Genomic DNA, 19852 nt, shown 5'->3' with positions numbered 1-19852 from the left:
CGAGGCTCAGATCGGTCCGAGCCGCGGCTCAGATCGGTCCCAGCCGCACGGCCCGGGAGCCCGACGACTCCAGCTCGAACGGCAGCTCCCGCGCCCCCTCCGCCACCATCGCCGCCCGCACGTCCGCCTGGGCGTCGGCGGCGGTGGCCAGGAGCAGGAACCCGCCGCCGCCGGCCCCGAGCAGTTTGCCGCCCTGCGCCCCGGCGGCCAGCCCGCAGTCGTACAGCCGGTCGATCGCCGGACTGCTCACCTGGTCGCTGAGCATCCGCTTGTGCCGCCAGTGCGTGTCGAGCACCCGGCCGATGTCGTCCAGGTCGCCCTTCGTGACCGCCGTGCGCAGGTCGTCGGCCAGCGCCCGGATCGCGTGCAGCGCTCCGACGGTGTCGTCCCGACCGCCCGCGGTCCGCCCGGCCTGCGCCGCCAGCACCCGGCCCGCGTCCCGGCTCTGGCCGGTGTAGAACAGCAGCAGGCGGTCGGCGAGATAGCCGTCCAGCGCGGCGTCCACGGCGACCTGCTCCACCTCGACTCCCCCGCGCGCGCCGAAGTGCAGCACCCGGACGCCACCGAACGCGGACAGGTAGTGGTCCTGTTTGCCCACCGGCCGGCCCAGGTCGACGATCTCGACCGCGCTGGCCTGCTCGGCGAGCTCCTCCGGGCGGCGGGTCGCGCCCCGCACCACGGCGAGCGCGTGGGTCAACGCCACGGTGAACGCCCCGGAACCGCCCATGCCGGTCCCTCCGGGCACGTCCCCGAACGACGACACCTCGACGTCGCGCCCGAACCCGGCGCGCGCCAGCACCGCGGCGGCGAACCTGTTCCGCAGTCCGGCCACGTCCGCGACGGACTCGGACCGCTCCATCGCGATCCGGACCCCGCCGTCGAAGCTGCGCGGGTGCACCGTGACCCCGACGTAGCGGTTGACCGCGAAGCCGACGACCACGCCGCCGAACCGGTCGGCGTAGGACGGCAGGTCGGTGCCGCCGCCGGCGAGGGAGACCCGCAGGGGTGCCCTGGCCAGCACGCTGGTGACGTCGTGGGGCGCGGCCATGGCGGGGACTCACTTTCGGCGTACGGGCTCGGCGGGACCCAGTCTGACACCTCCGCCGCCCCCGCGATGCCCCGTCCGGCGCCCCGGACGCCTAGGTCGCCGCACCGCCCAGGGGCTTGGTCAGGGTCTCGAAGCGCAGGTCGGGGCGCAGCGGGATGCCGAACCGCTCGTCGCCGTACGGGAACGGGCTCAGGACGCCGGTGCGGTGGTAGCCGCGGCGCTCGTACCAGGCGATGAGGTCCTCGCGGATCGAGATCACGGTCATCTCCATGTCCGCGCAGCCCCACACCTCGACCGCGTGCCGTTCCGCCTCGGCCAGCACCGCCCGGCCGATCCCGCCGCCCTGGAGGGTGGGGCGCACCGAGAACATGCCGAAGTACGCCGCCGGGCCGCGCCGTTGCAGCTCGCAGCACGCGAGGAGTTCGCCGTCGCGCACGGCGACCAGGACGACCGTCTCCGGGCGGGCCAGCACCTCGGCGACCCAGTCGGGGTCGGTGCGCTGGCCGCCGAGGATGTCGGACTCGGTGGTCCAGCCCTGCCGGCCGGAGTCGCCCCGGTAGGCGGAGTTGACGAGGTCGACGAGGGCGGGCACGTCGGCGGCGGTGGCCGGCCGGAAGACGGGGGCTGTCACCGGGTCACCCTATCGGGCGCGGCGACGGGCCTCAGTGGGCCGGCGCGCATGCCGCTCCCCTCCTCGGAGAGGCGACCCGCGCGCCGGTACCCGTCGAAAGGGTCTAGCGGGGGACCACGTGGGCCGCACCCCATTCGCGGAAGGTCTCCAGCCGGTCGGACAGCGCCGACAGCTGCTCGGCGACGGCCCGCGGCCCGGTGGAACCCGGCGTGGTGCGCGCCTCCAGGGCCCCGCGCACGTCGAGCACGGCCCGCACGTCGGCGGTCAGGTGCTCCGACGTGGCGGTCAGCTCCGCGTCCGTCAGCTCGTCGAGGCCCCGGCCGGTGGGCGCGCACAGGGCCACCAGCGCGCCGGTGATCTCGTGCGCCTCCCGGAACGGGACGTGCCGGCGGACCAGCCAGTCGGCGATCTCCGTGGCCAGGGTGTAGCCCTTCGGGGCGGCGGCGGCGAGCACCTCGGTGTTGACCGTCATCGTGGCGATCATGCCGGTCATGGCGGGCAGCACGAGTTCGAGGGTCTCCACCGCGTCGAAGACCGGCTCCTGGACCTCCTGCATGTCCCGGTCGTAGGTCAGCGGCAGGCCCTTGAGCATGGTGAGCACGTTGACGAGCCCGCCGATCAGCCGGCCGGACTTGCCCCGGGCCAGTTCGGCGATGTCCGCGTTCTTCTTCTGCGGCATGATCGAGGACCCGGTGGCGAAGGCGTCGTCGAGTTCGACCCAGCCGAACTCCTGCGAGGTCCACAGCACGATCTCCTCGCCGAGCCGGGACAGGTGCACCCCGGCCAGGGCCGCGACGAACAGGAACTCGGCGGCGAAGTCGCGGTCGGCCACGGCGTCCATCGAGTTCGCGGCGGGCGCGGTGAAGCCCAGCTCGCGGGCGACGGCCACCGGGTCCAGCGGCAGGGACGAGCCGGCCAGCGCGCCGGAGCCCAGCGGGCAGATCGCGGCGCGGGTGTCCCAGTCGGTGAGCCGGTCGAGGTCGCGGGCGAACGCCTGCACGTGCGCGAGCAGCTGGTGGCCGAACGACACCGGCTGGGCGTGCTGCAGGTGCGTCATGCCCGGGGCCGGGGTGTCGATGTGCTCGGCGGCCTGGGCGATGAGGGCCCCGCACAGTTCGACGAGGCGGGTGGCGACGCCGCGGGCGTGGTCGCGCAGGTACAGCCGCAGGTCCGTGGCCACCTGGTCGTTGCGGGACCGGCCGGCGCGCAGCTTGCCGCCGAGGGTGCCGAGCCGTTCGATCAGGCCGCGCTCCAGGGCGGTGTGCACGTCCTCGTCGTCGATGGTCGGCCGGAAGTCGCCGGACGCGCAGGCCGCCTCCAGGTCGTCGATCGCGGCGAGCATCGCGCCCAGTTCGTCGGCGTCGAGCAGGTCGGCGCGGGCCAGCACCCGGGCGTGGGCGCGCGAGGCGGCCAGGTCGTAGGGGGCCAGCCGCCAGTCGAACTGCACGCTCACGGACAGGCGGGCCAGCGCCTCGGCGGGACCGCCGGTGAAGCGGCCGCCCCAGAGGCGGGTGGACTCGGACGTCTGCTGTTCGGTCACAGGGAAAGCCTAACGAGACGGCGGTGGCCGGGCTGGGGCCACGCGGAAAGGAACAGAGAGCACACGACGACGGGTACTAGGTGAGCCGGGCGCGCCGGGTCACCCGGACGGCCTCCGGGGCGGCCCGTCACTCATGGCCGTCGCCCGCCGTGTCCAGCCCCGCCCAGCCGAGCAGCCGCTTCGCCAGCGCCGCCCCGCCCAGGTCCTCGGGCGCGACCACCAGGATCGTGTCGTCCCCGGCGATGGTGCCGACGATCTCGGGAAGCCCGGACCGGTCGAGCGCGCTGGCCAGGAACTGCGCCGCCCCGGGCGGGGTGCGCAGCACGACCAGGTTCCCGGAGGAGGTGGCGCCGGTGGCCAGTTCGCGGAGCAGCCGGACCAGGCGCGCGGAGGCCTGCTCGGACGGCCGGAGCGCCGGGTTGCCGTCCTCGGGGATCATGTACGCCGCGTGCCCCGAACCGCCGCGCACCTTCACGGCGCCCATCTCGTCGAGGTCGCGGGACAGGGTCGCCTGGGTGACGACCACCCCGTCGGCGGCGAGGAGTTCGGCGAGTTCGGTCTGCGAGCGCACCTGGTGCTCGCGGATCAGCGCCGCGATCCACGCGTGCCGGGCGGTCTTGGAGATAGCCGTGGTCATCGGTTCACCAGCCAGGAGAGGAGGGCCTGTTGCGCGTACAACCTATTGGTCGCCTGCTCGAAGACCGCGCTCGCGGGACCGTCCATGGCCTCGTCGGTGATCTCCTCGCCCCGGTGGGCGGGGAGGCAGTGCAGGGTGATGACGCCGGGAGCAGCCAGTTTGATGAGTTCCTCGTTGACCTGGTACGGCCAGAACGGGGTGCGCCGGTCCTTGCCGTCGTCCTCCTGGCCCATCGAGGTCCAGGCGTCGGTGGCGAGCACGTCCGCGCCGGCGGCGGCCTCGCGCGCGTCCCGGAACAGGGCCACGGAGCCGCCGGTGGTGGCCGCGATCCGCTCCGCCTTCGCCACGATCTCGGGATCGGGGTCGAAGCCCTCGGGGGACGCGATCCGGACGTGCGCCCCGGCCGTGGCGCCGGCGAGCAGGTAGGAGTGGGACATGTTGTTGGCCCCGTCGCCCAGGTACACCAGGGTGACGCCCTGGGTCTGGCCGAAGTTCTCCGTGATGGTCAGCAGGTCCGCGAGCAGCTGGCAGGGGTGGAACCCGTCGGTGAGCGCGTTGACCACGGGGACGCTCGCGCCGGCCGCCAGGGCCGCGATCCGTTCGTCGCCGAAGGTGCGGATCACGATCGCGTCGGCGTAGGAGGACAGCACCTTCGCGGCGTCGCCCATCGTCTCGCCCCGGCCGAAGTGGGTGCTGCCGCCGTCCACGATGACCGGGTGCGCGCCGAGCCCGGCGATCCCGGCCTCGAAGGACACCCGGGTGCGCAGGGAGGGCTTCTCGAACACGACGACCACGGTCTTGTCGACCAGGGTCTTCATCCGGAACCGCTTGAGCGAGCCCGCGATGGACAGCACCTCGGCCTGCTCGGCGGGGCTGAGGTCGTCGTCGCGGAGAAAGTGCCGGATCACGCCACGCCGCCGCTCGGCCAGACTTCCAGCAGGGCGTCGACCTGGTCCTCGCCGATGTTCAGCGCCGGGGCGAGCCGGATGACGTCGGGCTGCACCGGGTTGACGAGGAAACCCTTGTCCTGGAGCTCCTTCGCGGTGTCCGCCGCGCCGTCGCCGACGACACCGAGCAGCAGGCCCGCGCCCCGGACCGTGCCCGGCAGGCCGTCGCGGAGCCGCTCCCCCATGGCCTTGGCGTGCTCCAGCAGCCCCTCGGCCTCGATCGTGGCGAGGACCGCGAGCGCCGCCGCGCACGAGATCGGGTTACCTCCGAAGGTGCTGCCGTGCCCACCCGGCCCGATGAGTTCGGCGGCACCTCCGAAGGCGATCGTGGCCCCGATGGGCAGTCCGCCGCCGAGCGCCTTGGCGAGGGTGATCACGTCGGGCGCGACGCCCTCGGCCTGGCAGGCGAACCAGTGGCCGGTCCGGCCGATCCCGGTCTGGATCTCGTCGACGACGAGCAGCGCGCCGTGCCGGGCGGTGATCTCCCGGGCCGCGGCCAGGTACCCGGCCGGCGGGACGACCACGCCCATCTCGCCCTGGATGGGCTCCAGGATCACCATGGCGGTGTCTGGACCGACGGCGGCTTCCAGGGCCGCCACGGAGCCGTAGGGCACGTGCGTGACGTGCCCGGGCAGCGGCCGGAACGGGTCGGACTTGGCCGGCTGGCCGGTCAGCGCGAGCGCGCCCATCGTCCGGCCGTGGAACGCGCCCACCGTGGCGACGACGCCGGTGCGGCCGGTCTTCCGGGACATCTTGAACGCGGCCTCGTTGGCCTCCGCGCCGGAGTTGGCGAAGTAGACGGCGCCCTGCCGGCCGGTGAGCGCGAGGAGCTTCTCGGCGAGCTCGACGGCGGTGGGGTGCGCGTACAGGTTGGAGACGTGTCCGAGCGTGCGGATCTGCCGGGACACGGCCTCCACGACGGCGGGGTGCGCGTGGCCGAGGGCGTTGACGGCGATCCCGCCGACGAAGTCCACATAGCCGCGGCCGTCCTCGGCGGTGAGCACGGAGCCCTCGCCGGAGACGATGCCCAGCGCGGGGCCGCCGTACGTGTGCATGATGGCGGTGTTGAACCGGTCCACGAGAGTCATGACTGCACCACCATGGTTCCGCTGCCTTCCGAGGTGAGGAGTTCGAGGAGGATCGAGTGCGGGGCGCGGCCGTCGATGACGTGCGCCTCGGGCACCCCGGCGCGTACGGCCCGCAGGCAGGCCTCCATCTTCGGCAGCATGCCCGTCTCCAGCGTCGGGAGCAGCTTCTCCAGCTGGTCGGCCGTGAGCTGGTGGATGATGCTGGCGCGGTCTGGCCAGTCGGCGTAGAGACCCTCGACGTCGGTCATCATGACGAGCTTGCGCGCGTCGAGCGCGGCGGCGAGGGCCCCGGCGGCGGTGTCGGCGTTGAGGTTGTGCACCACGCCGTCCGCGTCGGGGGCGAGGGTGGAGATGACCGGGATCCGGCCGGCGCCGAGCGCGTCGAACACCCAGTCGGGGTTGACGGCGGCGACGTCGCCGACGAGGCCGAGCGCGGGGTCCCGGCAGACGGCGGTGAGCAGCCCGCCGTCCTCGCCGGAGCCGCCGACGGCCAGGGGGCCGTGCGCGTTGATCAGGCCGACGATCTCCCGGTTGACCTGGCCGACGAGCACCATCCGGGCCACGTCGAGCACCTCGGGGGTGGTGACCCGCAGGCCGTCGCGGAACTCGGTGGAGATGTTCAGCCGCTTGAGCATGGCCGAGATCTGCGGGCCGCCGCCGTGCACGACGACGGGCCGCAGCCCCGCGTGCCGCAGCAGCACCATGTCGGCCGCGAACGACGCCTGCAACAGGGGGTCGACCATGGCGTTGCCGCCGTACTTGACCACCACCACCGCGTCCCGCAGCCGCCCGAGCCAGGGCAGCGCCTCGGCGAGGACGGCCGCCTTGGTGTCCCGGGGGATCATGACGAGTACGCCGAGTTCTCGTGCACGTACGCCACGGACAGGTCGTTGGTCAGCACCGTGGCCCGCGCGTCGCCGGCCCCGAGGTCGACGGTGATGGTGATGGCCCGGCCCGACAGGTCGACCTTGGACCGGTCCTCGGCCGCCGCGCCGTTCCGGCAGATCCACACGCCGTTCATGGCGACGTCGAGGCTGTCGGCGTCGAAGAGCGCGTCGGTGGTGCCGATCGCGGCGAGCACCCGGCCCCAGTTGGGGTCGTTGCCGTACAGCGCGCACTTGAGCAGGTTGTTGCGCGCGATGGACCGGCCGACGGTGACCGCGTCGTCCTCGGAGTCGGCGCCCTGCACGTCGATGGTGATGTCCTTCGTGGACCCCTCGGCGTCGGACAGCAGCTGCGCGGCCAGGTCGGCGCACGCGGCGGTGACGGCGACGGTGAGCTCCTCGACGGTCGGCTGGATGCCGGAGGCCCCCGAGGCCATCAGGAGCACGGTGTCGTTGGTCGACATGCAGCCGTCGGAGTCGAGCCGGTCGAACGTGACCCGGGTGGCCTCCCGCAGCGCCTCGTCGAGGTCGGAGGAGCCGACGACCGCGTCGGTGGTGAGCACGACGAGCATGGTGGCCAGGGACGGGGCGAGCATGCCGGCGCCCTTGGCCATCCCGCCGACCGTGTACCCGTCGCCGGTGACGGTGACCGTCTTCGGCTTCGTGTCGGTGGTCATGATGGCCTCGGCGGCCTGCGCCCCGCCGTCGCGGGCGAGCGCGCGGGCCGCCCGGTCCAGGCCGGGGAGCAGCTTGTCCATCGGCAGGTGCTCGCCGATCAGGCCGGTGGAGCACACGACGACGTCGCCGGCGCCCATGCCGCCGAGCAGGGCCGCGACCCGTTCGGCGGTGGCGTGGGTGTCCTGGAAGCCCTTGGGGCCGGTGCAGGCGTTGGCGCCGCCGGAGTTGAGCACGACGGCGCGGGCCATCCGGGCCTTGAGGACCTGCTGGCTCCACAGCACCGGCGCGGCCTTGACCCGGTTGGCGGTGAACACGGCGGCGGCGGTGGCGTCGGGCCCGTCGTTGACGACGAGGGCGAGGTCGGCGGCTCCGGCGGCCTTGAGGCCGGCGGCGACGCCAGCGGCCCGGAAGCCCTTCGGCGCGGTGACCGTCATGGAGCTACTCCGTTGATCGGGAGACCGGTGGTCTCGGGGAGGCCGAGCATGAGGTTGGCGCACTGCACGGCCTGGCCGGCGGCGCCCTTGCCGAGGTTGTCGAGCGCGGAGGTGACGATGATCCGGCCGGAGTCCAGGTCCACGACGGCCTGGAGGTGCACGGAGTTGCTGCCGTAGGTCGCGGCCGTGTGCGGCTGCTGCCCCTTGGGCCGGACGAAGACGAAAGGCTCGGCCTGGTACGCCGCCAGCAGCACCGCCCGGACCTCGTCCTCGCTGACCCGGTGCATCGGCTTCGCGGTCACGGTGGCGAGGATGCCCCGGGGCATCGGGGCCAGGATCGGGGTCATGGACAGGCTCCGCGCGCCGGTGGCCTGCTTGATCTCGGGCACGTGCTGGTGCGCCCCGACCTTGTACCCGGTCAGGTCGCCCATCACCTCGGCGCCCAGCAGGTGCTTCTTCGCGTTGGTCCCCGCACCGGACGTGCCGGAGGCGGCCACCACCACGACGTCGTCGGGGCTGGCGGTCCCGCTGGCGAGCAGGGGGTCGAGGGCCAGGATGATCGTGGCCGCGTAGCAGCCGGTGGCGGCGACCCGGTTCGACGTGCTGATCAGGCTCCGCTGGCCGGGCAGCTCCGGCAGCCCGTACGTCCAGGCGCCGGCGTGCGGCCCGCCGTAGTACGCGGCCCACTGGGCGGGGTCGGTGAGCCGGTGGTCCGCGCCGAGGTCGACGACCTTGACGTCGGCCGGCAGCTGGGCCGCGAGCGCGCCGGACTGGCCGTGCGGCAGGGCGAGGAACACCAGGTCCGCGCCGCTGAGCGACTCGGCGGTGGTGGGGGCGAGCACCCGGTCGGCGAGGGTGGCCAGGTGCGGGTGCACCTCGGCTACCGTCGAACCGGCGGTGCCGTGCCCGGTGATCGCGGCCAGCTCGAACTCGGGGTGGCTGGCGAGCAGGCGCAGCAGCTCACCGCCGGCGTACCCACTCGCGCCGGCCACGGCGACCCGGAACCCCACGACCCATCACCTCCCGCATGTCTATGCAGAGAACCGTATCACAATACGGAGGACTGCATAATGTGACGGGGCACTCAGTACGGTGCAGAGCGCCCGGGTGGGGCGGTCCCTGTCTCCCAGCTTCCTCCGGTGGGGACGGGTGGGCGGGCGGATCGGCGTACCCGTCGCATGGTCCTGCTCCGGACAGGCCGATGGCCCGGTACCCGTCTAGGGGTTCCGGGCCATCGGCGGAGTGCTACGCGCCCCGGAGCACCGCCCCGTGCCGCCGGACCGCCTCGGCCACCGCCGCGTCCCGCACCGCCACCGACTCCTCGCCGGTCAGGGTCCGGTCCAGCGCCCGCAGGGTCAGCTTGTAGGCCAGCGACTTGCGCCCCGCCCCCAGCTGCTCCCCCTCGAACACGTCGAACAGCCGCAGCGACTCCAGCAGCTCCCCGGCACCGGCGGTCAACGCCTCGCCCAGGTCCGCCGCCGGCACCGCGTTCTCCACGACCAGGGCGACGTCGATCAGAGCCGGCGGGTACGTCGACACCGTCGGCGCCCCCGGCGCCCCCGGCAACGGCAGCGCGTCGAGCTCCAGCTCCATCGCGCAGGTCCCCTTCGGCAGGTCCAGCGCCGCGCACACGGCCGGGTGCAGCTCACCGGCGTGCCCGACGAGCGTGTCCCCGACATACAGCGCGGCACACCGCCCCGGGTGCCACGGCGCGTACTGCGCGGCGCGCACCCTCACCGGCGCGCCCGCCGCGTCCGCGACGATCCGGGCCGCCTCGACCGCGTCGGCCCAGTTCCCGGCGCGACCCTTACCCCACCAGCCGGCGGGCTCGACCTCGCCGCTGAGCACGGCCGCGACCCGCCACGGCTGGGCCGGCAGCAGGGCCTCGACGGCGGCGAGCTCCTCGGCCGACGGCCGGGCACCCACCCCCAGCTCGGGCGACGGCTGTCCGGCCGCGGCCGAGGGCTGGAACACCCGGCCGACCTCGAACAGCGCGAGGTCCCGGTTGCCCCGGCCCAGGTTGCGGGTGAGCGCGGTCAGCAGCGGGGGCAGCAGCGTGGTCCGCATCAGCGGCTCCTCGTCGCTGATCGGGTTGCGCAGCGCCACCGCGGACCGGCGCGGGTCGTCGGCGTCCAGCCCGAACGCCTCGGCGAAGTCCGCCCCGACGAACGGGTAGTTCTGCACCTCCACGTACCCGGCCTCGGCCAGGGTCCGGCCCACGGAACGGCGGCGGCGCTGCTCCGCGCTGAGCCCCCGGCCCCCGGGCGGCGCGCTGGGCAGGACGCTGGCGACCTGGTCGTACCCGTGCAGCCGGACGACCTCCTCGGTCAGGTCCGCCGGGTCGGTCAGGTCCGGGCGCCAGCTCGGCGGGACGACCCGCAGCGCGCTGTTGTCCTCGACCGCGCAGCCGACCTGTTCGAGCAGCCGGACGACCGCCGCGCGGGTGTAGTCCACTCCGGACACCCGGTTGGGCAGGTCGGCGGCCATCGTGATCGGGGCGCGGGGCAGCAGGTGGTCCACGTCGCCGATCGCCTCGTCGGGCACCCCGCCGCCGTACTCCACGAGCAGCGAGACCGCCCGCTGGATGGCCACCAGGGGCAGCTGCGGGTCCACGCCGCGCTCGAAGCGCTTGGACGCCTCGCTCGGCAGCTTGTGCCGGCGGGCCGCCCGGGCCACGGTCACCGGGTCCCAGTGCGCGGCCTCGAACAGCACGTTCACCGTCGCGTCCGACACCTCGGTCGACGCGCCGCCCATGATCGCGGCCAGCGAGACCACGCCACCGGCGCTGTCACCCGCGAGCGGGCTGGGGAGGCCGGAGTCGGCGATCACCAGGTCCTCGGCGTCGAGCTTGCGGGTCACCCCGTCCAGGGTCACCAGGGTCTCCCCCGGCATCGCCCGGCGCACGATGAGCCCGCCCTGGAGGCTGTCGGCGTCGAAGGCGTGCATCGGCTGCCCGAGGTCCATCATCACGTAGTTGGTGATGTCCACCGCGAGCGAGATCGGCCGGACGCCGGCGTGCACGAGCCGGGTCGTCAGCCACGCGGGCGACGGCCGGGTCGGGTCCACGCCGCGCACGACGCGGGTACCGAACCGGTCGCAGCCGACCGTGTCGCGCACCGTCACGGACACCGGCTCGCCGCGCCGGCCGGGGGCCTTCGCCAGGCCCGGGTCGCGGAAGTCCACGCCCAGCGCGCCGGCCAGCTCGCGGGCGATGCCCCGGGCCGAGAAGCAGTAGCCCCGGTCGGGGGTGATCGCCAGCTCGACGACGACCTCGTCCAGGCCGACGACCGGCCGGGCGTCCTGGCCGATCTCGTCCGCCAGGTCGGGCGACAGCACGATGATGCCGTCGTGGTCGTCGCCCAGCCCCAGTTCGCGCGCGGAGCAGATCATGCCGTGCGACATCCGGCCGTACGTCTTGCGCGCGCCCACGTGGAAGTCGCCCGGCAGCACGCCGCCCGGCCGGATCACCACGACGAGGTCGCCCTCGGCGAAGTTCCGCGCGCCGCACACGATGCTGGTGGGCTCGGCCTCGCCGACGTCGACCATGCAGTACCGGATGGGCTTCTTGAACTCGGTCAGTTCCTCGATCGACAGCACCCGGGCCACGACGAGCGGCCCCTGGACCGCAGCGCCCAGGTCGGACAGCTCCTCGACCTCCAGGCCCACGCTGACGAGGGCCTTCTCCAGCTCGTCGGCGGTGATGCCCGCCGGGATGTCGGCGTGCTCGCGCAGCCACGACAGCGAGATCCGCATGTCAGACCTCCATTCCGTAGGCGCGGGTGAACCGGACGTCGCCCTCGATCATGTGCCGCATGTCGGCGATCCCCGAGCGGAACATCAGGGTGCGCTCGATGCCCATGCCGAACGCGAAGCCCGAGTACACCTCGGGGTCGATGCCGCAGGACCGCAGCACCCGGGGGTTGACCATGCCGCAGCCGCCCCACTCGACCCAGCGCGGGCCGTCGCGGTGCTGCGGGAACCACAGGTCCATCTCGGCGGACGGCTCGGTGAACGGGAAGTACGACGGCCGCAGCCGGGTGCGCGCCTCGGGGCCGAACATGGCCCGCGCGAAGTGGTCCAGGGTCCCCTTCAGGTGCGCCATCGTGATGCCCTTGTCCACGACCAGGCCCTCGAACTGCGAGAACACCGGGGTGTGCGTCGCGTCGAGCTCGTCCGTGCGGTACGTCCGCCCCGGCGCCACGATGTAGATCGGCGGCTCCTGGGTGAGCATCGTGCGGATCTGCACGCTGGACGTGTGCGGGCGCAGGATCAGCTCGGGCGCGTCCACGTGGAACGTGTCCATCATCGTGCGCGCCGGGTGGTCCTTGTGGATGTTCAGCGCGTCGAAGCCGAACCAGGTGTGCTCGACGTCGGGCCCCTCGGCCACCTCGAAGCCCATCCCGACGAACAGGTCCTGGACCCGCTCGGACAGGGTGGTCAGCGGGTGCCGGGCCCCGCGCGGCCGCCGGTCGTACGGCAGCGTCACGTCCACGGTCTCCTCGACCAGGGCGCGGCGGTCCCGCTCGGCGACCAGCTCGACCTCCCGCGCCTCGTACGCCGCCTTCACGGCCTGGGCGGCGGCGTTGACCCGCTTGCCCGCGTCGGACTTGGCGGCCGGCGGCAGGGCGCCGATCTCCCGGCGGGCCAGCGAGACCGGGGACCGGTCACCGAGGTGCAGGTGCTTGCCCGCCGCCAGCGCGTCGAGGTCACCCGCCTCCGCGAACGCCTTCTCCGCCGAGGCGACGGCCTCGGCGAGCGCGGCCGGATCGAGCAGGGCGACCTGCTTGGGGTCGTAAGGATCATTGCGGTAGGTCATGACACTCCCAGAAGACTGCGACGGAAGGAGTCTAGGCGGGTACCGCGCGGGCGGTGGAGCCGGCGGGGCGGGGCGCATCGTGCCCGGGATCACGTCCCGGGTCGGGGCGCCCCGTGTCCGGGGTCACACTCCGGCTCGGGCACCTCGCGTCCGGGGTCGGACACCTCGTGCCCGGGGCGCGCGCATTCGGCCTAGAGGGGTCGCGCGGCTGGGCCGCAGCCCGCCGATGTCAGGGGAGGTCCGGGACTACGCCCGGAGCCCGCGCACGGCGGGCCGGCTAAACAGGTTCATGAAGCGGCCTCCTTCCGGCGCTGGTGACTCGCTGAAGCATACAGACACACCGCCGCGGCGGCAGCCAGGTTCAGGCTCTCCGCCCGGCCGTGCACGGGCACCCGGACCCGGGCGTCGGCGGCCTCGAGGAGCTCCGGGGGCAGGCCGTGCGCCTCGCTGCCGAACAGCCAGGCGGTGGGCGCGGCCAGCCGGCCCTCGTCCGCCAGGTCGTCGAGGTTCTCCGCGCCGTAGCCGGTGGTGGCGAACACCTGGAGCCCGGCGGCCTTCAGTGCCTCGACCGCCTCCAGCGGGGGGCAGCCGCGGACCACGTCGACGTGGAACAGGCTGCCGGCGGTGGAGCGGACGCACTTGCCGTTGTACGGGTCCACGCTCGCGTCGGTGAACACCACGGCCCCGGCGCCGGCCGCGTCGGCGGTGCGCAGCACCGTACCGGCGTTGCCGGGGTCCCGGATCTCGGCGAGGACGGCCACCAGAGCGGGGGCGGGGTCGAGCGCGGCGGCGAGGGGTACGTCGACGTAGGAGCAGACGGCCACGACGCCCTGGGGCTGCACGGTCTCGGTCAGGGAGGCCAGGCCGGCCTCGGTGACGAGGGAGATCCGGGTGCCGGCCACGGACCCGGGCCGGTCACCGCCGGGGGCGGCGTCGAGCCCGAGCCGCTCCAGTCCGGCGGCGGTGCCGAACAGCTCCACGACGACGCCGGCCGTGAGCGCCTCGCGCACCGCCTGCGGCCCCTCGGCCAGGAAGCGCCTCTCGGCGTCCGCGGACCTGCGGCGGAGCAGTTTGCGGGCAGCAGAAACCCGGGGGGTCCGCTCAGTGAACGGAGTCCCCCCGGGTGTCGTCATGCTGGTGATCAGGCGGCCTTGACGGCCTGCTGGGTCGGCGACGCCGCCCGGGCGACCTCGACGATGGCCGAGAACGCGACCGCGTCGTGCACGGCGATGTCGGCGAGGACCTTGCGGTCGACCTCGACACCGGCGAGGCGCATGCCCTCGATGAACCGGTTGTAGGTCATCCCGTTCGCGCGCACGGCGGCGTTGATACGGGTGATCCACAGCTTGCGGAACTCGCCCTTGCGCTTCCGGCGGTCCCGGTAGGCGTAGGTCATCGAGTGGAGCATCTGCTCCTTGGCCTTGCGGTACAGCCGGGACCGCTGACCGCGGTAACCCTTCGCACCCTCAAGGATCGTACGACGCTTCTTGTGGGCGTTGACCGCCCTCTTAACGCGTGCCACGGGTCTACAAACTCCTCATGTTGCGGGCCCTCGCGTCGGCGAGGGGTGGGTAAGACGGTGAAGGGTTAGCGACCCAGCAGCTTCTTGACGCGCGGGAGGTCGACCTTGTTGACCTCGACCGAGCCGGAAAGGTCGCGCTTCTCCTTGGAGGACTTGACCTCCAGCTTGGCGCGCAGGCCGGCCTGCTGCCGCATGATCTTGCCGGAGCCGGTCACCTTCACTCGCTTACGCATGCCGCTGTGGCTCTTCTGCTTCGGCATCGATTACTCCCCTGGTGCTGAAAAAAGATGGTTATTCGGTCGGCGTCGCGTCGGCAGCGGGGGCCTCGGCCTCGACCGGGGCGTCCACACCGAGCTCGTCGGTCTCGTCCTCGGAGCCCGACTTGATGGCGGCTGCCTTCACCGCGCGGTGCGGCGCGATAACCATGATCATGTTCCGCCCGTCCTGCTTAGGGGCGGATTCGACAAAACCCTGGTCCGTGATCTCCTCGGCGAGCTTGCGCAGCAGCCGGAAACCCAGCTCCGGACGGCTCTGCTCACGGCCGCGGAACATGATGGTGACCTTGACCTTGTCTCCGGCCTTCAGGAACCTCACGACGTGACCCTTCTTGGTCTCGTAGTCGTGAATGTCGATCTTCGGGCGGAGCTTCATCTCCTTGATGACGGTCTGCTGCTGGTTCCGCCGAGCCTCACGCGCCTTCAGCGCGGCCTCGTACTTGAACTTGCCGTAGTCCATGAGCTTGCACACGGGTGGGCGAGCCATGGGTGCGACCTCGACCAGATCCAGGTCGACATCCGAAGCCAGCTGCAGTGCCTGCTCCAGCGGGACAATGCCCACCTGCTCACCCTGCGGACCGACCAAACGGACCTCTCGTGCGCGGATCTGCTCGTTAACGCGGACGTCGGCGCTGATGGGGCCTCCTCGAATCCATACCTAATCAAGAGCGTCGGCCGTCAAACGCGAAAAAAGCCCCAGCGCATGCTGGGGCCCCACTGCCGATCGTGTGTCCGTTGAGGGACACGAAAGTCAACCCCCAACTGTGGGGGCTATCTCTCTGACCGGACCCGGACGCCGTGGGCGACTCGGGTGGGAGCGGGGCTCCGCTTTGACTGCCGGCCGCTCGATCTACGGAGAACGAGAGGGACGGCGTGGTCGACTGAGCTAGCGTACCAGAGCGGCGGAGTGCAGTGCGCGCAGGCCACGGACCGCCTCGACGGCCCGGCCCTTGTCGGCGGCCTGCACCGCCATGATCGCGACCACCTCGTCGTCGACCAGCTCCAGGCTCGCCCACGGGTTGCCCTGGTCGAACCGGATCTCCCGGACCAGGTCCCACGGCAGGTCGTACGAGCCGAAGAGGTTGCGGATCCGGATGCTGCCGGCGTCGGCCCACACCCGGGGCCGGGTGAACCACAGGATGGCCACCGCGCCGAGCAGGCCCAGGACGATCATCGCCACCTGGTCGCCGACCCCGAACACGGCGACGCCCTCGCTCTGGCCGCGCAACCCGACCGCGACGACGGTGAAGATGACGGCCACCGCGACGGCGGCCGTCCAGCAGACGAACTTGACGCGGTAGGGCTGGGCGGTGATCACGGGACCGACCCTACAGCCCGGAACGCGGGGCGACGGCGGTGCCCGGCACGGCGACCGGGCACCGAACGGCCGGATCCCGAACGGCCGGGCACCGAACGGCCGGGCACCGAACGGCCGGATGCCAAACGGCCGGACGCCGAACGGCCGGACGCCGAACGGCCGGAGTCAGAGCCGGCACGCGTGGATGCTGGTCACCAGGATCCCCCGGGCCCCCAGCTCGTACAGCTCGTCCATGATCCGGTGCGAGTCGGCCAGCAGGACCATCGCCTGCACCGCCACCCAGCCCTCGCGGTGCAGCGGCGAGATCGTCGGCGACTCGATGCCCGGGGTGAGCGCGCACGCGTCCTCGAGCATGTCGGCGCGCACGTCGTAGGCGAGCATCACGTACCGGCGGGCGACGAGGACGCCCTGCAGGCGGCGGAGCAGCTGGGCGGTGCCCCCGTTGGAGGCCGCGCCGGCCCGGCGGATCAGGATCGCCGTGCTCTCCAGCAGCGGGTCGCCGAACACCTCCAGGCCGGCCTGGCGCAGGGTGGCGCCGGTGGACACCACGTCGGCGATGACGTCGGCCACGCCGAGGCCGATCGCGTTCTCCACGGCGCCGTCGAGCCGGATCACCGTGGCGGTCTCGCCCTTGGCCTCCAGGTCGCGCTGGACCAGTTCCGGGTACGAGGTGGCGATCCGCTGGCCGCCGAGCTGGGGCTTGGCGCCGATCCGGGTCGCGTACCGGAACGTGGAGCGGCCGAAGCCGAGGTCCAGCAGTTCCTCCGCGCCCGCGCCGGCCCCGTTGTCGCGGACCAGGTCCCGGCCGGTGATGCCGAGGTCCAGGTCGCCGGAGCTGACGTAGGTGGCGATGTCGCGGGGGCGCAGGTAGAAGAACTCGACGTCGTTGTCGACGTCCAGGCAGGTCAGGTCGCGTTCGGCGGGGCGCTGGCGGTAGCCGGCCTCGCGGAGCATTTCCTGGGCGGGGGCCGAGAGGCCACCCTTGTTGGGCAGGGCGATACGCAGCATTCTCTTATCCTTTGTCCGATTTTTGACGGGGCAGAGGATCAGAGATGTCGGTACACGTCCTTGAGCTCCAGGCCACAGGCCAGCATCAGCACCTGGGCGTGGTAGAGCAGCTGGGAGATCTCCTCGGCGGCCCGCTCGGGGCCCTCGTGCTCGGCGGCCATCCAGGACTCGGCGGCCTCCTCGACGACCTTCTTGCCGATCGTATGCACGCCGGCGTCCAGGGCGGCCACGGTCCCCGAGCCGGGGGTCCGGGCCGCGGCGGTCGCCGACAACTCCACGAACAGCTCCTCGAAGGTCTTCACCCGCCCGATTCTGCCAGCCGGCCGCCGCGCCCGCCGACCGCCCCGCGCGCCACCACATCCCGGGACACGTCCGACCACGTCACACCCCTCCCACCCCGAAGATCCACTTTCGGGTACCGGCGGAGCCGCGCCCACCCGGCCGAAGTTGATCGAGGCGCAGCCCGGGCGCGGACGGCCCGTTCGCCGTAATCTCGGTCACATGAACTCGCGTGCGGATGTCGTCATCGTCGGTTCGGGGCACAACGGGCTGGTCGCGGCGGTGATCCTCGCCCGGGCGGGGCTCGACGTCGTGGTCTGCGAGGCGGCGGAGGTGATCGGCGGGGCCACCCGGACCGAGCACCCGTTCCCGAAGGTGCCGGGCCTGGGCCACTCCACGGGGTCGTACCTGCTGGGCCTGATGCCCCCCGAGCTGCTGCACTCCCTGGACCTGCGCATCCCCACCCTGCGCCGCGAGCCGCACTACTTCCTCCCGACCCCGGGCGGCCCGGGCTCGCCGTACCTGCTGTTCGGGTCGGACGCCGCGCGGACGCGTACCCAGATGGCGGAGTTCTTCTCCCCCGCCGACGTGGCCGCCGACGAGGCGATGCAGGCCGAGCTGGCGCTGCTCCGCGAGGACCTGGCCCCGGCGTGGCTGGCCGAGCCGGGCTCGGTCGAGGAGACCGCCGAGCGCTACATCCGCCCCGCGCTGCGCGAGGTGTTCGTGAACCTGGTCCGGGGCTCGGTCGCCGACCACCTGGACCGGTTCGGGTTCGCCTCGGAGCTACTGGTGTCGATGTACGCGGTCACCGACGGCCTGTCCGGCCTCAACGCCGGCCCCGACGACCCGGGCACCGGACACAACTTCCTGGTGCACAACATGTGCCGGCTGCCCGGGGCCGACGGCACGTGGATGATCGCGGCCGGCGGGATGGGCTCGGTGTCGCGGACGTTCGCGGAGGCCGCCGTGCACGCCGGCGCGACGATCCGGACCAACGCGCGGGTCGCGAGGGTGGACACGGTCGGCGGCTCCGTGCGCGGGGTGGTGCTCGCCGACGGGGAGGAGATCGCGGCGTCGGTGGTGCTGGGCGCGTGCGACCCGTACCAGTTGATGACGCTCGCGGAGCTGCCCGTCGACCTGAGCATGCACATGGAGTCGGTACGCCGGACCGGCACGACGCTCAAGGTGAACCTGGCGCTGCGCGACCTGCCGACGTTCGACTGCCTGCCCGAGGGCGAGCGCAGCCCGTTCGGGTCGACGATCCACCTGCTGCCGGGCTCGGACGGCTCCGGTTCCCCGATGGCGGAGCTGCGCCGGATGTGGGCGGACGTGCAGGCGGGCAGGCTGCCGGACGAGCCGACCATCGAGTGGTACGTGCACACCACGGTCGACCCGTCGCTCCAGGACGCCGACGGCCACCACTCCTCGGCCCTGTTCGTCCAGTCGGTGCCGTACTCCCCCGTCGACCCCGACTGGGACTCCTACGTGACCCACCTGCTGTCGATCTGCGACCGGTACGCCCCGGGCACGTCCGACCTGGTCGACGACGTGTTCGCGCTGACGCCGCGCGGGATCGAGGAGCACTTCGGGATCACCGGCGGGCACATCCACCACGTGGACAACACGGTGTCCTTCAGCGACCGGATGCCCTACGCGACGGGCGTCCCGGGCCTGTACGCCGGCAGCGCCGGTTGCCACCCGGCGGGGAGCGTGATCGGGGCGGCGGGGCACAACGCGGCGAAGCGGATCCTGCGCGACATGGGCCGCTGACCCGGACCCGGCCCGACGAGGACCGGGAGTCCCCCGAAAAACTCTAGCTAGGTAGTGACAAACCTTCCGCTACCTAGCTAGAGTTTTGGCCATGGCCCGTGATCCCCGCATGACACCCCAGACCATCGCGGTCCTCGACGTGCTGCGCGCCGACATCGCCACCCCGCGCTACGGCCGCGACATCGGCGCCGAGGCCGGGCTGAAGTCCGGCACGGTGCAGCCGATTCTCGCCCGCCTCGAACAGGCCGGCTGGGTGGAGAGCTTCTGGGAGGAACCGCAGGCCCACGAGGACCAGGGCCGGCCGCGGCGGAGGTACTACCGGTTCGCCCCCGGCGGCGCCGAACGCGCCCACCTCGCCATCGCCCGGGCGCGGCACACCGCCTCCCCGACCGGCTCGGCGCTCCCCCAGGCCGGCCCCGCCGGGAGCCCCGCGTGAACCGGTCCGACGGCGCCGGCGTCCGCACCGCCGCGGCCGGGATCGGCACCACCACGGCCGGGACCGGCGCCGCCCTCACCGCCTGTGTCGTCGCGGGGGTCGCCTCCGGCCTCGGCGCGGGGGTCGCCGACGCCGCCCGGAACGGCTCCCACGCCTCCGCCCTGGTCAGTTTCGCCGCCGTCGCCATCGGCACCTTCGGCATCATCGGCATGGCCGTCCTGGGCGGCGACGGTCTCGCGTCCGGCGGGCGGCGGGCTCTCGCGTGGTTGCGGCTGGTGGCCTCGGCGGCCCTGCCGAAGGACCGGTCGGCCGCTGTCCGGCAGCCGTGGTGGCGGCGCAACCGGTACGTGGAGGAGTTCCTCGCCAACGCCCTCGACGACCGGGCCGAGGGCGCGCCCTGGTGGCGGCAGCTGGCCTACTGGGCCCGGGTCCTGCTGTGCGGCGCCCCGGCCCTGGCGGTCACCATGCTGCCGCGCCCCCGCGGGGTCCGCGACTAGCACCACCTCGCGCGCCGGCCCGACGCGCGAGCCCCGAAACGGTC

The 19852-nt window shown here is 73.1% G+C and carries 21 protein-coding genes; 3 read left to right on the top strand and 18 right to left on the bottom strand.

Annotated elements, in window-relative coordinates; all coding sequences use genetic code 11:
• Nucleotides 1–28 precede the first annotated feature (28 nt).
• From PT931_RS35115 to PT931_RS35030, 18 genes are all read right to left on the bottom strand, one after another.
• The gene (locus PT931_RS35115; protein WP_456250028.1) at nt 29–1048 is read right to left on the bottom strand and encodes a GHMP family kinase ATP-binding protein; all 1020 of its coding nucleotides are present in this window, start codon (nt 1046–1048) and stop codon (nt 29–31) included.
• 91 nt (nt 1049–1139) lie between these two features.
• Nucleotides 1140–1679, bottom strand: coding sequence for a GNAT family N-acetyltransferase (locus PT931_RS35110; RefSeq protein ID WP_456250027.1), 540 nt, complete (start codon nt 1677–1679; stop codon nt 1140–1142).
• Between the two features lie 103 nt (nt 1680–1782).
• Complete coding sequence (argH, locus tag PT931_RS35105; protein ID WP_456250026.1) at nt 1783–3219, bottom strand: argininosuccinate lyase; 1437 nt, start codon at nt 3217–3219, stop codon at nt 1783–1785.
• Between the two features lie 127 nt (nt 3220–3346).
• Nucleotides 3347–3856, bottom strand: coding sequence for an arginine repressor (locus PT931_RS35100; protein ID WP_456250025.1), 510 nt, complete (start codon nt 3854–3856; stop codon nt 3347–3349).
• Nucleotides 3853–4764, bottom strand: a complete 912-nt coding sequence (gene argF, locus PT931_RS35095) for an ornithine carbamoyltransferase (protein WP_363731947.1) — start codon at nt 4762–4764, stop codon at nt 3853–3855. The genes PT931_RS35100 and argF overlap by 4 nt, the downstream gene beginning before the upstream one ends.
• Nucleotides 4761–5891 carry an acetylornithine transaminase gene (locus PT931_RS35090; RefSeq protein WP_456250024.1) on the bottom strand — a complete coding sequence of 377 codons (1131 nt, stop codon included), beginning with the start codon at nt 5889–5891 and terminating at the stop codon, nt 4761–4763. Before PT931_RS35090 ends, argF begins: the two co-directional genes overlap by 4 nt.
• The gene (gene argB, locus PT931_RS35085) at nt 5888–6736 is read right to left on the bottom strand and encodes an acetylglutamate kinase (protein WP_456250023.1); all 849 of its coding nucleotides are present in this window, start codon (nt 6734–6736) and stop codon (nt 5888–5890) included. Before argB ends, PT931_RS35090 begins: the two co-directional genes overlap by 4 nt.
• Nucleotides 6733–7887 carry a bifunctional glutamate N-acetyltransferase/amino-acid acetyltransferase ArgJ gene (gene argJ, locus PT931_RS35080; RefSeq protein WP_363731874.1) on the bottom strand — a complete coding sequence of 385 codons (1155 nt, stop codon included), beginning with the start codon at nt 7885–7887 and terminating at the stop codon, nt 6733–6735. Before argJ ends, argB begins: the two co-directional genes overlap by 4 nt.
• On the bottom strand, nt 7884–8897 hold the full coding sequence (gene argC / locus PT931_RS35075) for an N-acetyl-gamma-glutamyl-phosphate reductase (RefSeq protein ID WP_456250022.1): 1014 nt from the start codon (nt 8895–8897) through the stop codon (nt 7884–7886). Before argC ends, argJ begins: the two co-directional genes overlap by 4 nt.
• Nucleotides 8898–9132: 235 nt before the next feature.
• A complete protein-coding gene (gene pheT / locus PT931_RS35070) occupies nt 9133–11640 on the bottom strand; it encodes a phenylalanine--tRNA ligase subunit beta (RefSeq protein WP_456250021.1) in 2508 nt (835 codons plus the stop codon).
• Nucleotide 11641: 1 nt separating this feature from the next.
• A complete protein-coding gene (gene pheS, locus PT931_RS35065; protein ID WP_456250020.1) occupies nt 11642–12703 on the bottom strand; it encodes a phenylalanine--tRNA ligase subunit alpha in 1062 nt (353 codons plus the stop codon).
• Nucleotides 12704–12990: 287 nt separating this feature from the next.
• Nucleotides 12991–13836, bottom strand: coding sequence for a TrmH family RNA methyltransferase (locus tag PT931_RS35060; RefSeq protein WP_456250019.1), 846 nt, complete (start codon nt 13834–13836; stop codon nt 12991–12993).
• A gap of 8 nt (nt 13837–13844) precedes the next feature.
• Nucleotides 13845–14225: a 50S ribosomal protein L20 gene (gene rplT / locus PT931_RS35055; protein WP_456250018.1), complete on the bottom strand. Its 381-nt coding sequence runs from the start codon at nt 14223–14225 to the stop codon at nt 13845–13847.
• A 65-nt stretch (nt 14226–14290) separates the two neighbouring features.
• Nucleotides 14291–14485 carry a 50S ribosomal protein L35 gene (gene rpmI / locus PT931_RS35050; protein WP_456250017.1) on the bottom strand — a complete coding sequence of 65 codons (195 nt, stop codon included), beginning with the start codon at nt 14483–14485 and terminating at the stop codon, nt 14291–14293.
• Between the two features lie 31 nt (nt 14486–14516).
• Nucleotides 14517–15137: a translation initiation factor IF-3 gene (gene infC / locus PT931_RS35045; protein WP_456250064.1), complete on the bottom strand. Its 621-nt coding sequence runs from the start codon at nt 15135–15137 to the stop codon at nt 14517–14519.
• A gap of 249 nt (nt 15138–15386) precedes the next feature.
• Entirely contained in the window at nt 15387–15818 is a 432-nt protein-coding gene (locus PT931_RS35040) for a PH domain-containing protein (protein ID WP_456250016.1), read from the bottom strand.
• 165 nt (nt 15819–15983) lie between these two features.
• Nucleotides 15984–16826, bottom strand: a complete 843-nt coding sequence (gene hisG, locus PT931_RS35035; RefSeq protein WP_456250015.1) for an ATP phosphoribosyltransferase — start codon at nt 16824–16826, stop codon at nt 15984–15986.
• A 38-nt stretch (nt 16827–16864) separates the two neighbouring features.
• The gene (locus tag PT931_RS35030; protein ID WP_363731896.1) at nt 16865–17128 is read right to left on the bottom strand and encodes a phosphoribosyl-ATP diphosphatase; all 264 of its coding nucleotides are present in this window, start codon (nt 17126–17128) and stop codon (nt 16865–16867) included.
• A 199-nt stretch (nt 17129–17327) separates the two neighbouring features.
• Between PT931_RS35030 and PT931_RS35025 the strand changes: the two genes are divergently transcribed.
• The 3 genes from PT931_RS35025 (at nt 17328) to PT931_RS35015 (ending at nt 19808) form a co-directional block, all read left to right on the top strand.
• Nucleotides 17328–18875: a phytoene desaturase family protein gene (locus PT931_RS35025; protein ID WP_456250014.1), complete on the top strand. Its 1548-nt coding sequence runs from the start codon at nt 17328–17330 to the stop codon at nt 18873–18875.
• A gap of 91 nt (nt 18876–18966) precedes the next feature.
• Nucleotides 18967–19311: a PadR family transcriptional regulator gene (locus PT931_RS35020; protein WP_456250013.1), complete on the top strand. Its 345-nt coding sequence runs from the start codon at nt 18967–18969 to the stop codon at nt 19309–19311.
• Nucleotides 19308–19808 (top strand): hypothetical protein, encoded by a 501-nt coding sequence (locus PT931_RS35015; RefSeq protein ID WP_456250012.1) that lies wholly within the window; start codon nt 19308–19310, stop codon nt 19806–19808. The genes PT931_RS35020 and PT931_RS35015 overlap by 4 nt, the downstream gene beginning before the upstream one ends.
• Nucleotides 19809–19852 lie beyond the last annotated feature (44 nt).

Source organism: Longispora urticae (assembly GCF_053902585.1).
The sequence above is the reverse complement of the archived record's forward strand: the minus strand, read 5'-3'. Positions and strand labels throughout refer to the sequence as shown.